We start from the raw sequence: 14,453 nt of genomic DNA on the forward strand, positions 1-14,453 counted from the left end.
GACGCAAGGCGACATGGGCCTGCGAGATGGCGCAAAGAAGCGGATGCCCGGGGCGAATGCTTCAGCTGGCCAGCACGCGTAGCGTGTCACCGCCGGTGACGCCGAGGCGTTCGGCCTCATCACGGTGAAGGCGCACATGGCAGGCACCCGCGTCGTCCCGCGTGACAGCATGGCTGATCCAGCTGGCGCGGAAGTCCGCCATACCGGTGGTGGCGGCCATCACGGCGGGACGCTCACAGGCCGGGGCATCAGACGCGATCACCTCGACACATGCCAGCTGGCTGTCACGGACGCCGCGCACGTCATCGATATAGGCCTCGACCGTCGGGCCGCCATCGAAGATGTCGACATAGCCTTCCCAGCGCAGCCCTTCCTTCTTGAGCATCGCCACCGCCGGGCGGGTGTGCTCGTGCACCTGCCCGATGGCGGCACGCGCCTGCTCGGAGAGAAACGGCGTGTAGATCGGGAACTTGGGCATCAGCTCGCCGATGAAGCTCTTCTGGCCCATGCCGGTGAGGCGGTCGGCCTCATTGAAGTCCATCGGAAAGAAGTGGCTGCCCAGACACTCCCAGAACGGGCTGCGCCCCTCGGGCGTGAAGACACCGCGCATCTCGGCCAGCACCTTGTCGGGGAAGGCCTCGCGGAACTGGGCCATGAACAGCCAGCGCACCTTGGAGAGCAGCGCACCGTTGCGGTCCTTGCGCCAGCCCTCACGCAGGAACAGCGAGCAGACCTCGGCATCGCCGGTGTGATCGGAGCACAGCGTCAGCGTATCCAGGGTGCGATGCAGATCGAGCTGCACCGAGGAATGCGCCAGCGAGCCGAGCCGGTAGTGATAGAACGGCGCATCGGTGCCCACACAGGCCTCGATGGCGCAGCAGCCCGCGATGCTGCCGTCGCGCTCATCCTCGAGCACGAAGAAGTACAGGCGATCATCGCCGGGTTCCCAGCCTTCGAAGGCGGCCAGGGTGCGCTCGATCTTGGCGCTGAGAAATTCATGATTGTCCGGCAGTGAGGTGAAGCCGACGCCGGTTTCCCGCGCCAGCACCTTGAGGCCTTCGATATCGTGACGAGCGATAGGACGAATACGCATTACAGCTCTCCCTCATCGACCGCCGGCAAGGGCATCGGCACGGCAAGCACCGCACGCCCTTCTTCCACCCCCAGTACCTCGGCCTGCTGCGGCGTCAGCATCAGCTGGCCGGTCGGCGTCAGTGCATAGCGCGCCAGCACGCAGCGGAAATCGCCGAGCCGCTGGTTGGCGACCATCGCCGGCACCGCGTCCGGCAGGCTTTCCTGCGGACGGATACGCACCGGGTGCCAGCCGCACTGCTTGAAGGTGTGCAGACGTTCGCACTCCGCCAGCAGCAAGGGGCCCGCATCGAAGATGTCGACGTGGCGCGAGCGCGAGAAGCCTTCGGCGAGCATCTCCTGCATGGCGTACTCGTGGCGCGGATTCTCGCGCCCGATGGCAGCGCGCGCCTGGGGCGTGAGAAGCGGCAGATAGAGCGGGAACGGCGGCATCACCTCGGCGATGAAGCTCTTGGAGCGCACCCCCGCCATCTGGTTGATGTCATTGAAATCACGATCAAAGAAGTGCTGGCCGACGCTGTCCCAGAACGGGCTGACCTGACGCTCGTCGCGCGTTTCCAGATAGCCCGGGAAGGCCACCGCCAGTTCATTGGCGAAGCGTTCCGGGTACTGGGCGATGAACATCATGCGTGCACGACGCAGCAGGCTGTCCGCATCCGTCTCGCGGTAGCGGGCATCCAGCGACAGCGCGCACAGCAGCGTGGCATCCGACACCTCATGCGACAGCGACAGCGTCTGCACTTCATGGCGCACGTTGAGCTGCTGCGAGGCGTGGATCAGCGTTTCCTGACGATAGGTGTAGTAGGCCTCCCGCGCGCCAGCCTCGGCGCGCAGCGAGGCGGTACCGACCACTTCCCCGCTATCGAGATCCTCGAGCACGAAGCAGTAGATCTCGTCACCGGGAAAATCGATCTCGGCACGCAGGCTGCGCTGGGAGCGCGTGATGCGCTCCTCGAGGCGGTCACGATGTGCCGGCAGATTGGTCAGGCGTGGCGTGGCCGAGGCCGCGAGCCGCTCGAGGGCGAGCAGATCGCGGCTTTCGGCAGGCCGCACCACCAGCATCGGGGCACTGCTCATGGCGCTGCTCATGCAGATGCAGAGGCGGCGACGAAGCTCGCCACGGCACGGTCGAGCTTGTCGAGACCGCTCTGGAGCTCGGCTTCACTGATCACCAGCGACGGTGCCAGACGCAGCACGTCAGGCCCGGCGACCAGCACCATCAGACCTTCTTCCATCGCCAGATTGAGAATGTCCTTGGCACGGCCCGCATAGTCCGGCGCCATCTGGGCACCGATCAACAGGCCCATGCCACGCACTTCCTTGAAGACACCGTGACGCTTGGCGATGCCTTCCAGGCCATTGCGCAGCAGTTGGTGGCGATGCGCGACGCCCTCGAGCACTTCCGGCGTGTCGATGGTCTCGAGCGCCGCCAGCCCCACCGCACATGCCAGCGGGTTGCCGCCGTAGGTGGAACCGTGAGTGCCGATGGCCATGGCCGGCGCGATGCGATCCGTGGTCAGCATGGCGCCCAACGGGAAACCGCCACCGATGCCCTTGGCGGTGGTCAGGATGTCCGGCACCACGCCGAAGTGCTGGTAGGCGTAGAGGTGGCCGGTCCGCCCGGCACCGCTCTGGACTTCATCGAAGATCAAGAGCGCATCGTGCTGGTCGCACAGCTCACGCAGCCCCTCGAGGAAGGCCTGCTCCCCCGGAATGATGCCGCCCTCGCCCTGCAGCGGCTCGACGATGATCGCGCAGGTGTCATCGCCCATCAGCTCGCGCACGGAGTCGAGGTTGTTGAATTCGGCGTGCTGGATCCCGCCCGGAATCGGCCCGAAGCCCTGGGAATACTTGGGCTGACCACCGACGCTGACGGTGAAGAAGGTGCGGCCATGGAAGGACTGACGGAAGGAGATGATCTTGTCCTTCTTCTCGCCATGGGTGTCGTGGGCGAAACGACGTGCCAGCTTGAGCGCGGCTTCGTTGGCCTCACCACCGGAGGAGCAGAAGTAGACCTTGTCGGCGAAGGTGCGCTCGGTCAGCGCCTTGGCCAGCGCCAGGGCCGGCTCGTTGGTGTAGACGTTGGACAGGTGCCAGACCTTGTCGGCCTGATCCTTGAGCGCCTTGACCAGTGCCGGGTGGCAGTGACCCAGCGAGGTGACGGCGATGCCGCCGGCGAAGTCGATGTACTCACGACCTTCCTGATCCCACAGACGGCTGCCCTCGCCGCGTACCGGAATGGCAGCCTGGGGTGCGTAGTTGGGCACCATGGCATGGTCGAAATCGGCACGGGTCAGCTGGGTCATCGTCTCTTCCTCATCGCGGGGCGTTGCGTGGCAGGCCGATGATCGGCGAGCCACGGGTCATGACTCCCGAGTATAGGGAGGCGAGATGACAAAGACTTTCAGCGAAAGGACGACGACTTATGTCAGGAGGCGACTTTTGTCACCGATGCGACATTTCAGGCCTGCAGCATGAGACGTTCGTCGCGGGGGCTGCGCCCGAAATGGTTGCGGAACGCCGTGGAGAAGTGAGCGGCGCTGGAAAAGCCGGTGGCCAGCGCGATCTCGCCGATGGGCTGATCACTCTCGCGCAAGAGCTGACGTGAGCGTGCCAGACGCAGATCCAGATAGTAGCGGCTGGGCACCGCCTGCAGATGCTTCTTGAACAGCCGCTCCAGCTGACGCCGCGAGATCCCGAGGTGCTCGCCGATCTCGTGGGTGGACAGCGGCTCCTCGATATTGGCTTCCATCAGGGTCACGGCCTCCACCAGCGGCTGGGGCGCATGGGCGAAACGGTTCTTGAGCGGCACGTGCTGTGGCTCATCCGCCAGCCGGATACGCTCGCAGACGAAGTGCTCGGAGACCTTCTCGGCCAGCGCACGACCATGCTGCTGGGCGATCAACGTCATCATCATGTCCATCGCCGCGGTACCCCCACCGCAGGTGACACGATCACGGTCCAGCTCATACAGCTGATGGGAGACGTTGACCTGCGGGAAGTCGCGACGGAACGACTCGGCACGCTGCCAGTGGATCGTCGCACGATAGCCATCAAGCAGCCCGGCGCGAGCCAGCTCACGGGTGCCGGTGGAGATACCGCCCAGCATCACGCCACGCTCGGCCAGACGCTTGAGCCAGGCCAGCAGCGCGGGATTCGAGGCCACCTCCTGCAGGCCCGCCTCGCCCGCGGGCTGAGCACCGCACACGAACAGGGCGTCCAGATGGCGCGAATCACTGGCGACCAGGCTGTCCGGTGACAGGTTCAAGCCCGCAGCGGACGCCACACCGCGCCCGTCCAGCGCAAAGGTGACGGCCCGATAGAGTGTCTGCCCCGCGAGCTGATTGGCCACCTGCAGGGGCTCCAGCGCACAGGCCTGGGACAATAACGAGAAGCCGGGCAACAGCACAAAGCCGATCTGGCGTTGCTGGGCCTGGGGGGAAACCAGTGAATCCACGGGCATGGGTGTGAGTCGAGGTCCATCGCGTGAGGGTGGGGAAAACCTGCCGGCATATTGTGCCATGCCTCTGGCACTTGTGCCTGGCCCGGACTGGCATGACGCTCAAGATGAGGCCGCCACATACGACGACGCCACCCCGAAGGGTGGCGTCGTCATCGCTCAGCGGGCAGCGGTCAGCTGGCAGCGCTCGCTACCCTGACCTCTGCGCTTGCTGAAGCGCTCTTACATCTGCACGACATCGAATTCGACGTCGGTGGCGACGTCGGCATCGTAATCGACATCATCACGCGTGAAGCCGAACAGCTTGAGGAATTCCTGCTTGTAGCTGGCGTAGTCGGTGATATCGAACAGGTTGTCGCTGGTGACCTGCGGCCACAGTTCCTGACAGGCCTGCTGGACGTCGTCCTTGAGCTCCCAGTCGTCGAGACGCAGACGGCCGGACTCGTCGGTGACGATCTCGCCTTCACCATAGAAGCGCTCGGCGTAGAAGCGGTTGAGCTGCTCGATGGTGCCTTCGTGCAGGCCCTTCTCCTTCATGATCTTGTAGACCATGGAGATGTAGAGCGGCATGACCGGAATCGCGGCGCTGGCCTGGGTGACCACGGACTTGAGCACGGCCACGTGGGCACGACCGCCCTTGGCGGACAGCTTCTCGTGGATGCTGCCGGCGGCGCGGTCCAGATCTTCCTTGGCGCGACCCAGCGCACCGTGCCAGTAGATCGGCCAGGTGATCTCGGTACCGATGTAGCTGAAGGCCACGGAGCGGGCGCCATCCGCCAGCACGCCGGCGTCGTCCAGCGCTTGCATCCACAGCTCCCAATCCTGACCACCCATCACGGTGACGGTATCTTCGATTTCCTGCTCGGTGGCCGGCTCGACCTCCGCTTCGATGATGGTGTCCTTGTTGGTGTCGATGGCGGTCGCCCGGTAGGTCTCGCCGATCGGCTTGAGCACGGAGCGCTTCACTTCACCACTGTCCGGCAGCTTGCGCACCGGAGAGGCCAGCGAGTAGACCACGAGATCGACTTCGCCCATGTTGGCCTTGATCAGCTCGATGGCCTTGGCGCGCGTCTCGTGCGAGAAGGCGTCGCCATTGATGGCCTGGCTGTAGAGGCCTTCCTGCTTGGCGAACTTGTCGAAGGCGGCAGAGTTGTACCAGCCTGCGGTACCGGCCTTCTTCTCGGTGCCCGGCTTCTCGAAGAAGACACCCAGGGTGTCCGCGCCGTAACCGAAGGCTGCCGTGATACGCGCCGCGAGGCCATAGCCGCTGGAAGCACCGATCACCAGCACCTTCTTCGGGCCACCGTCGCGCTTGTCACCGACCGTCTTGCGGGTGATGGCGATCTGCTCGGCAACATTCTGCTCGCAGCCCTTGGGATGAGTCGTGGTGCAGATGAAGCCGCGAACCTTGGGTTTGATGATCACGTAAGAACCTCGTTTGCTGTTGGCCCGGCGTGTACCCGCCGATGCTGATGCCCGATTCCAGTATGCAATGACCACGGCGCACGCTGCGCGACCGGTGCCTTGCTCTGAAAACGTCTGGTGAGTCTGGCTGTCGAATCAGGACATGCAGGCGTGTGTGCCTGCTGCTGGCCGCTATTCTAGCGGCTGTCGGCGACGCTGTCCGCCCCGGCGGGCCAACCCGCGCTGATGTCACGTTACTGGAGCCCTCCATGACGACTGCCGTATCATGTGACGCATTCAGCGCACCGCCATCACACCGCTGTCCTGCTTCGCGCCATCCGTTGATGGTGTGTCTGTCTGACAGCCTTCGCTCGGGATCTCTCCATGAACGACCAGAACGCTCACCTCGCCCCCGATGTGGCCGCCCTGCTCGAACGCCGCCAGGAGGTCTGGCTGGCGCTGGCGCCTCTCTGGGAGGAGCGTGACCCCCGCGAGGCGGAGTATCAGCACATGGCCGAAGTGGTCGAGGCACACGGCCTGAGCTTCCGGGAACTCGAAACGCTGTATCGACTCGAAATGGCCCCGGTGCTGGTGCGTGAGCAGGTCAGCATGGCCCCGAGCTACAAGGAGCGCGACGAGAACCGCCTGCTGTCGCGCCTGCTGCAGCATACGCATCAGCTCACTCGCGGGAAGCGCCTCTTCTGGCTGCTGTTCTCCGGCCTGGCGACCATGCCCAGCCGTCACCGTTACGGCAACCTGCTCGAAGTGCTCCATCTGCGCGGCAACACGCCGGAATGAAGCGATCCGACACCGCATGAAGCAGAACGCCCCGTGGCGGTCCGGCCACGGGGCGTTCTGCTCGATACCTGTCGCGCTTCGACGCTGAACTGCCCCTCGCCTCAGGGGCGCTTGCGCAGGGGAGCTTTCAGGACACCGTCCTTGTAGCGTCGTTGCCAGTCCGTGAGACTCGACAGCCCTCGGCTGTCGCTGATGCGCTCTCCCCCCTCCAGCCGCTTGCTCATCCACAACGCGTTGCCATTGAAGCTGTAGATCGGCAGGAGATCGGTGCGCTCACTGGCCGGCAGGATGGAGCTGTTGAGGTTGTCCAGCACATCAGGCATCGACATGCCCGCGCCCTGATAGGTGACGACCATGTGGAACTGATTGAGCCTCAATGCCTTGACGTAGTGCAGGCGCAAGGAACTCTCCGGCACGCCCAGCTGACGCAATGTCAGATACTTGGCCATGGCGAAATCATCGCAGTCCCCTGCGCCGGCCCCCAGGAACTCAAGCGGGGTCGCCCAGTAATCCTCCTTCCCCCAGACGCGCATGTCATCGGTGAAATGCATCCGGTTGAAGAAATCATTGACCTCACTGAGCTGACGCCTGGCCGGCTGCCCGTCGAGATCCACGAGCAGCTGCTCCCATTGCTGGACTCTCGCCCACCCCGGTTGACCATAGACCTCGATGAAACGTTGTGCCTGCGTATCGCGGGCCAGTACGGAACCGACCGTGAACAGCATCAATACCCAGGCGATCAGCCAGCTGAAGCAGCGTCTCTGCCACATGGCGACCAGCCCCTGGCTGTCTATCAGGGCTTCCTCGCCATGACATCGACGGCCGGTGCCACATAGCCCTGATAGCCGTCGGCGCCAAGGGACATCACGCGCGCCTGGTCCTGTTCGGATTCGACCCGTGTCACGATCACCAGAGACTCGACCTGATGCGCCGTCATGCACAGGCTTTGCAACAGCTCGGTGTCCACATCGTCACGCTTGAAGAACGCCTGATCGATCTTGACGTAGTCCGGACGCAGCGCCTCCAGATAACTGAGCTCCTTCAGCTCACGTGCAAAACGGTCAATGCCTCCACGCGCGCCCAGCCGGCGTGCACGCCGGAACAGCAGCTTGACGCGCTCCAGATGGCGAAGCGCGATGCTTTCCGACACTTCTATATCCAGACGCTTGCAGAGACGCGGATGGACTCCCAACCAGCTGATGAGTCCCGAGAAGCTCGCCTCATCATCCAGCGTCTCCTCGGTGAGGTTGAGCGCCAGACGTGGGGCCTCGATGCCATCGACATGGGCAGCCAGCCACTCCAGCGCATGCAGGTCGAAGCGTGCTCCCAGACGGAAATGGCGCACGACCGGCAGGAAATCGCCGGCTCGGTGCAGCTGGTCCCCTTCACGCAGACGCGCGAACAGCTCCCGGTGCAGCTCACTGCCATCATTGAACAGCACGGGCTGCGCCACGAAATCGAGCCCATCAGGGCGCTCCAGCGACTGCTCGATGACCTCTCGCCATTCGCCGCGTGGACGCGCCTGATCCCCTTCCTCGGCAAGCGCGACGCTGCTGCCATGCTCGATGGCCTGCAGCAAGGTCGTGTCCGCCACCGTGAACAACTGGGTGCGGGTCATGCCCGGCTCTCGCCTTGCCGCCCCGATGACACAGCCGATCGGGCGGCTGTTCGCCATGGGATTGGCATCCAGCAGTCGATCGATGTCTTCGGTGATGCCCTTCAAGAAGGCCTGCAGCGCGGACTCATCGGCTTCTGGCAACAGCAAGCCGAAGTCATGATTGGCCAATCGCCCTGCCACGATGGGCTCCCCGGCCAGCTCACGCTGCTCAAGCCGCTGGGCGATGGCGCGCAGCAGTGCATCGCGTCCCTTGTAGCCCTGCTCCTGATAGACGACTTCAAGCTGCGCGACCCGCAACAGTGCGAAGCTGCCTCCCAGAGGCTCACTCAACCATTCATCCACTGCACGATTGAGGTAACCACGGTTGCCAAGCCCCGAGACAGCGTCCTGTTCTGCCTGGCGCTGCAGGCGCGCCAACTGCGCCGCCTGAGCCTCGAACTGGGTATGCAGACGCTGCCCGAGTCGATTGACCGCCGACGTGATGCCACGCAGCTCCTTGACACTGGTTTCCTCCAGAGGCGCGTCGAAACGCTGTGTCTCCATCTCGTTGAGACGTGCGGAGAGGCGGTCCAGAGGGCGCAGCAGACGACGCATGACCAGCGAGGCCACCAGCAGGGTCAACAAGCCCCCCAACAGCAACCAGAGTCCGAGCCGTTTGGCGAGCTTCCAGAGGTCATCGTGACCCTGGGCCGGCTCTCCCGTCAGCGCGATCGTCCCCAGAGAGGCCCACCCACCCGGCAATTCACGCCTGACCGTTTCTACCGGCATGGGAATCATCTGCTGAAACCACTCGGGTGCCTGGCTTTCTCGTGTGATGTCAAACGCGATGGGGGCCGGGAGCGCGACGCTTTCCAGCTGGATATCCCGGACATATCCACCATCCAGGGTGGCGCGAATCAGGGTTTCCGCGCTGGCAGCATCACCAAGCTCGACATGCGGCACCAGTGCAAGACTCAGGCTCTGGGCGAGATTCGAGAGCTCGACACGCTGTCGTTCGGCCAGTGAATCACGGGTATTGTTGACCTGAATGAAGAAGATACCGAAGGAAAACACCAACAGCACCAACAACATCAAGGTAAACAGGCGGCGCGAAAGACTCATCTGATTTCCTCATCAGCCGTCAGTATGACCACGGCACCACTTCCTGGTGGTGCCGTGAGCGACTCAACCCTGTCGGGTCGGTACGGCAACGTTCATTGAATCCAGCAATGCACCTGTCGCGGACAACAAGCGATAGTTGGCCGTTTCCAGGTCAAAACGTGCACGAATCAGATTCTGCTGCGAAGTGAACAGCTCACTTTCGCTGTCCAGCAGATCCAGCAGCGTCCTGCGGCCGATATCGAACTGCTTGCGATAACTTTCGCGCGTATCCGTCGCGGCACGCACATAGCTTTCCAGATAATCGATCTGACGCTTGAGGTTCTCGCGTGCATTCCAGGCCAGTCGGATCTCGTCACGCACATCGCGCATCACGCGATCATTGTCATGCTCGACGGTTTCCAGCGCCGCCTGGCGTCCGCGAATCTCGGCCTGATCCCGCCCACCGCGATACAGGTTGTAGCGCATGACCAGCTCGACGCTCCAGTCATCGGAGCTGCTCTCGTCCTGATCATAATCGTCCGTCAGCGTGCGATTGCCCTCGATGCTGAATTCCGGGTAGTTGTCACCCTTCTCAGCGTTCACCTCATGACGAGCCGCATCAATGGACACCCGTGCCGCTGCCAGCAGGGGGTTGCGCTGATTGGCCTGGACATAGGCACTCTCCACATCGGCACTGATCAGATCGGTATCGAGGCTGGGGAGGTTCAGATCCGTGGGCAGCTCACCGACCAGACGCAGATACGCCGAGCGGGAATCCTCGAGGTTGTTCCGGGCGGACAGCACGCTGGCCTCGGCATTGGCCAGACGACCATCCACCTGACGCACGTCACTGCGTGCACCGAGACCGGACTCTGCACGACGCCCGATATCACTGGAAATACGACGGTGCGCATCGAGATTGGCCTGCGCATATTTGAGAATCAGCTCATCACGCATGACATCCAGATAGGCCCCGGCCGTATCCAACGCGACATCATTGGCTTCGGCGGCCGTCTGCAGGCGCTGATAGTCAGCTTCGGTCTCTGCCTGACGGATGCGCTCGATCGTGGTGTCACCGTCCCAGAGCAGCTGGCGAATGGTGAGATCCAACCGACGATAATCGTGCCAGTCATCCTCGTCATTGACCCCATCATCCTCGGAGTCGAACTTGCCATAGCCCAGTCGTCCGGTCAGATCGACCGTCGGGCGATAGGCTCCACGCTGGACTTCCGCTTCTTCCAGACGCTGGATATGACGGGTCACCTGCAAGCGGGTACGCGGATTTTCCATCACTGCCTTGGAAACGGCTTCTTCCAATGACTGCGCAGAGGCGGAGAAACTGGAACTCATCCCCGCCATCACGCTCAATGCCAAGAGTGTCTTTTTCATTATGGGTTGCCCTTGAATACTTCATGTCCATGATCAACGTTCACGCAAGGCACCTTGCCTGGCGCGCAGAATCGGCTTCATCAGGTACTGCAGGATGGTCTGCTCACCGGTGATGACATCCACGCTGGCCTGCATGCCCGGGATGATCGTGAGCGGGTCTGAGTCACTTCCAAGGTGGTTCTGCTCCGTGAGCACCTTGATTTCATAAAAGCTGTTGCCTTCTTCATCCTGAACGGTATCGGCACTGATCTGCTCCACCTCGCCTTCGAGCCCTCCATAGATGGTGAAGTCGTAGGCGGACAGCTTGACCACGGCAGGCTGGCCAATACGCAGGAAGCCGATGTCCTTGGGTGCCACCCGGGCCTGGACCAGCAGCTGATCTTCGATGGGAACGATCTCCATCAGATCTTCGCCAGGCTCGATGACCCCGCCTATGGTATTGATATTCAAGGTCTTGATGGCCCCCTGAACGGGAGACGTCACCAAAGTACGGTCAAGACGGTCCTGAAGACTGGTACGCCCCTCACGCAATCGCCCGAGATCCGCCTGGGTCTTGGCCAGCTCGTCTGCTGCACGCGAACGAAATTCCTGGGCAACACCGACACGATTCGAGATGGCCTCATCCAGCTCCGACTGCTTGCCAGGCACTGCCAGTCGCGCCGACTCCAGATCCCCCCGCAGATCATTCACCTCACGCTGGATCTTGAGCAGATCGACTTGCGATACCACGCCTTCACGTACCAGCGGTGCTGTCATGTTGAGCTCACGACGTGACAGCTGGTAGCTGCGCTCCAGGCTATTGATGCGTGACTTCAGCTCTCTCAGCTCCTGCTCCTTCTGCAGAATCTGCTCACGAGAGCCATTCAAGCCACTGTTCAACTGGTTGAGGTGGGTGCGATAGGCAGTCATCGCACGCGCGACAAGTGCAGGACTGCGAGTCTTGAACTCCTCATCGAAAGGCAGGGGGACGCGGGACATGACGACCTGGTCCTTCCAGTCATCGGCAGAGGCGTCCACCGCGATGGAATCCAGCTCGGTGTCGTACAGGATGATGGTGGCCTGCAGGCCATCCAGAGTCGAGACACGCTCGCGCAGGTCGGAACCGGCGCTGGTGTCATCAATGCGCAGCAAGGGCTCTCCGGGCGACACGATCTGCCCTTCCTTGATGTAGATCTCGCGCACGATCCCCCCTTCCAGATTCTGCACGACCTGAAGGTGGGTGGAGGGCACCACCTTGCCGGAACCTCGCGTCACGACCTCCAGGCTCGCCTGGCTGGCCCAGATGACGAACACCACAATGAAGGCCAGCACCATCCAGATCAGGATGCGTGACTTCCAGGGGGTCGCCAGCAGAACGGCTGAGCTGACGTCATCCAGGTGGTGAAGATCGCGCTGTTCAATCGGTGCCTTAGCCACGTTGAGCCTCCTGCTTGCGCCCGGACACACGCCCTTCATTCAAGGCATTCAATACCTTGTCCTTGGGACCGTCAGCGACGATACGCCCACCTTCCATCACGATAACGCGGTCTACCACTTCCAGCATGCTGCTCTTGTGCGTCACCAGCACCATGGTCTGGGTACGCGGCAATGACTTGAGCATACGCCTCAGGCGCAGCTCGGCACGATTGTCCATGTGCGAACCGGGCTCATCGAGCAACAGCAGCGGCGGTCGCATCAGAAGCGCCCGAGCCATCAGGACCGTCTGACGTTGGCCACTGGACAGCATCCGTCCCCCCTCCCCGACCTGGCGATCAAGCCCCTCCGGGTGATGGCGAGTGAACTCGGTCACGCCGGCAGCATCGGCCGCAAGTTCAATCTGGGTATCACTGGCATGCGGCTGCCCCAGGGTGATGTTGTCGCGGATAGAGCCGAAGAACAGCGCACTGTCCTGACCGGCATGCCCGATATGACGCCGGACATCGGCGGGATGGATCTGGTTGAGGTCAAGACCATCGACTCGCACGCTGCCGGCGGTAGCACGGTAGAGTCCGCAGATCAGGCGCTGCAGGGTGCTCTTGCCGGCACCGATACGGCCGATGATGGCCACTCGCTCGCCTGGCTCGATGGTCAACGAGATATCGGTCACCGCCGGCGGCGTGTTGGCCGCATAGGCGAAGCCGACACGATCGAACTCGATCCGCATCTGCAGTGTCTCGCGATGCACGTACCGACGATCTTCTGCCTCTTCAGGCAACGCCATGATCTGCTCAAGCGCACTCATGGCACTGCGCGTCTGCCCGATACGGGTAATCAGCAGCGCCAGTTGCCCCAGGGGCTGAAGCGCGCGCCCGGAAAGCATGACCGCGGCAATCAACCCACCCACCGAGAGTCGTGCATCCGCGATCAGATAGACCCCGAACACGACCAGTGCCACCGTGGTGGCCTGCGTCAATGACATGCTCAGCGAGCTGACGGATGTCGTCAGATTGCGGCTCTTCACCCCCCAATGAGCGATCTGACCCACCGCACGCTCATAGCGGCGCTGGGTCTCTCCCTGAGCATTGGCCAGCTTGAGGCTCTCGAGCCCCGAGACCGCTTCCACGAGACGCGCATTGCGCTCGGTCGCCAGCCGCGAGCCCTTCTCGATGCTGTTGCGCAGCGGTCTCTGTATCGCCAGGCTGTAGATCAGCAGGATGACAAGAGCTATCAGGGGCACAAGTACCAGGGGCCCGGCGACGATCCAGATGATGGCGAGAAACAGCAGCGCAAACGGCAGGTCGACGAGCGTGGTCAACGTCGCTGACGTGAAGAACTCGCGAATGGAATCGAATTCCTGGAGATGCTTCACATAGCCGCCCACGGAGCCGGGGCGCGACTCCATGCGCAGATTCATGGTCTTGGCAAACAGCTTGGAAGTCAGCAGCACCTCGGACTTCTTGCCGGCGGTATCCATGAAATAGGCACGCGTCTGCCGCATCACGAAATCGAATACCATGATGATCGCCATGCCCGTCGCCATGACCCACAAGGTGTTGAACGCCAGATTGGGCACCACCTTGTCATAGGCATTCATCACGAACAGTGGCGATGCCACAGCAAACAGATTGATCAGGACAGAGGCCAGAATCACGTCACGATAGATAGGCGTCGAGAGCTTCAGCGTCGACCAGAACCAGTGGCCATCGCTCTGTTCCAGCGTTTCCGGGGCGCGCTCATCGAAACGGTGTTCCTGCTTCAGGTAGACCACTCGTCCATCATGGCGTGCCGTCAGCGTTTCCAGTTCGATCCATGCATCGCCTTCCGCTTCCGGTTGGTGGATTCGCGCCTTTTCTGTCTTGGCATCCACTTCCAGCAGCACGACAGCGCGCCCTTCATTCAACATCAGAATGCAGGGCATCAACAGATCGCTGATCGCGGTGATCTGTTGATTGACCAGTTTGGCGCTCAGATTGGCACGCGCGGCTGCACGGCTGACAAGCGCCAGAGGCAAACGCCCGTCCTCCATCGGCAGCCCGTCCGTCAGCACGGCGGCTGACCGGGGATTGCCGTGGTAACGCGCCATGAACACCAGCGCATTCAGCAGAGGGTCGCCCTCTCTTTCGCCGACCGGCTCTGGTCTCAATGGCGTGGGTTGATCGCTCAACCTGTCCTCCTTAGTGGGGCACTTCGCAG

General features: G+C 62.5%; 11 protein-coding genes. 1 reads left to right on the plus strand and 10 read right to left on the minus strand.

Features of this window, described 5'->3' with window-relative positions:
* Positions 1–61 precede the first annotated feature (61 nt).
* The 5 genes from astA to fabV form a co-directional block, all read right to left on the minus strand.
* Positions 62–1,093, minus strand: coding sequence for an arginine N-succinyltransferase (gene astA / locus BOH68_RS14520; RefSeq protein WP_077378274.1), 1,032 nt, complete (start codon positions 1,091–1,093; stop codon positions 62–64).
* The gene (locus BOH68_RS14525; protein ID WP_077378480.1) at positions 1,093–2,154 is read right to left on the minus strand and encodes an arginine N-succinyltransferase; all 1,062 of its coding nucleotides are present in this window, start codon (positions 2,152–2,154) and stop codon (positions 1,093–1,095) included. The genes astA and BOH68_RS14525 overlap by 1 nt, the downstream gene beginning before the upstream one ends.
* Positions 2,155–2,177: 23 nt before the next feature.
* The gene (locus tag BOH68_RS14530; RefSeq protein WP_077378271.1) at positions 2,178–3,398 is read right to left on the minus strand and encodes an aspartate aminotransferase family protein; all 1,221 of its coding nucleotides are present in this window, start codon (positions 3,396–3,398) and stop codon (positions 2,178–2,180) included.
* Between the two features lie 155 nt (positions 3,399–3,553).
* Positions 3,554–4,555, minus strand: coding sequence for a GlxA family transcriptional regulator (locus tag BOH68_RS14535; protein ID WP_169477227.1), 1,002 nt, complete (start codon positions 4,553–4,555; stop codon positions 3,554–3,556).
* Between the two features lie 219 nt (positions 4,556–4,774).
* On the minus strand, positions 4,775–5,977 hold the full coding sequence (fabV, locus tag BOH68_RS14540) for an enoyl-ACP reductase FabV (RefSeq protein WP_077378268.1): 1,203 nt from the start codon (positions 5,975–5,977) through the stop codon (positions 4,775–4,777).
* A gap of 363 nt (positions 5,978–6,340) precedes the next feature.
* Here fabV and BOH68_RS14545 point away from each other — a divergent pair, with 363 nt between their 5' ends.
* A complete protein-coding gene (locus BOH68_RS14545; protein WP_077378265.1) occupies positions 6,341–6,754 on the plus strand; it encodes a DUF7079 family protein in 414 nt (137 codons plus the stop codon).
* 101 nt (positions 6,755–6,855) lie between these two features.
* Here BOH68_RS14545 and BOH68_RS14550 read toward each other — a convergent pair whose 3' ends face one another.
* From BOH68_RS14550 to BOH68_RS14570, 5 genes are all read right to left on the minus strand, one after another.
* Entirely contained in the window at positions 6,856–7,524 is a 669-nt protein-coding gene (locus BOH68_RS14550) for a transglutaminase-like cysteine peptidase (RefSeq protein ID WP_077378262.1), read from the minus strand.
* A gap of 23 nt (positions 7,525–7,547) precedes the next feature.
* On the minus strand, positions 7,548–9,473 hold the full coding sequence (locus BOH68_RS14555) for a bifunctional diguanylate cyclase/phosphodiesterase (protein ID WP_077378259.1): 1,926 nt from the start codon (positions 9,471–9,473) through the stop codon (positions 7,548–7,550).
* A 63-nt stretch (positions 9,474–9,536) separates the two neighbouring features.
* Positions 9,537–10,841 carry a TolC family outer membrane protein gene (locus tag BOH68_RS14560; RefSeq protein WP_077378256.1) on the minus strand — a complete coding sequence of 435 codons (1,305 nt, stop codon included), beginning with the start codon at positions 10,839–10,841 and terminating at the stop codon, positions 9,537–9,539.
* A 33-nt stretch (positions 10,842–10,874) separates the two neighbouring features.
* Positions 10,875–12,257, minus strand: a complete 1,383-nt coding sequence (locus BOH68_RS14565; RefSeq protein WP_077378253.1) for an HlyD family type I secretion periplasmic adaptor subunit — start codon at positions 12,255–12,257, stop codon at positions 10,875–10,877.
* Positions 12,250–14,424, minus strand: coding sequence for a type I secretion system permease/ATPase (locus BOH68_RS14570; RefSeq protein ID WP_258038320.1), 2,175 nt, complete (start codon positions 14,422–14,424; stop codon positions 12,250–12,252). The genes BOH68_RS14565 and BOH68_RS14570 overlap by 8 nt, the downstream gene beginning before the upstream one ends.
* Positions 14,425–14,453: the final 29 nt, after the last annotated feature.

This window comes from Cobetia sp. MM1IDA2H-1, assembly GCF_002916775.2.
GTDB lineage: Bacteria > Pseudomonadota > Gammaproteobacteria > Pseudomonadales > Halomonadaceae > Cobetia > Cobetia marina.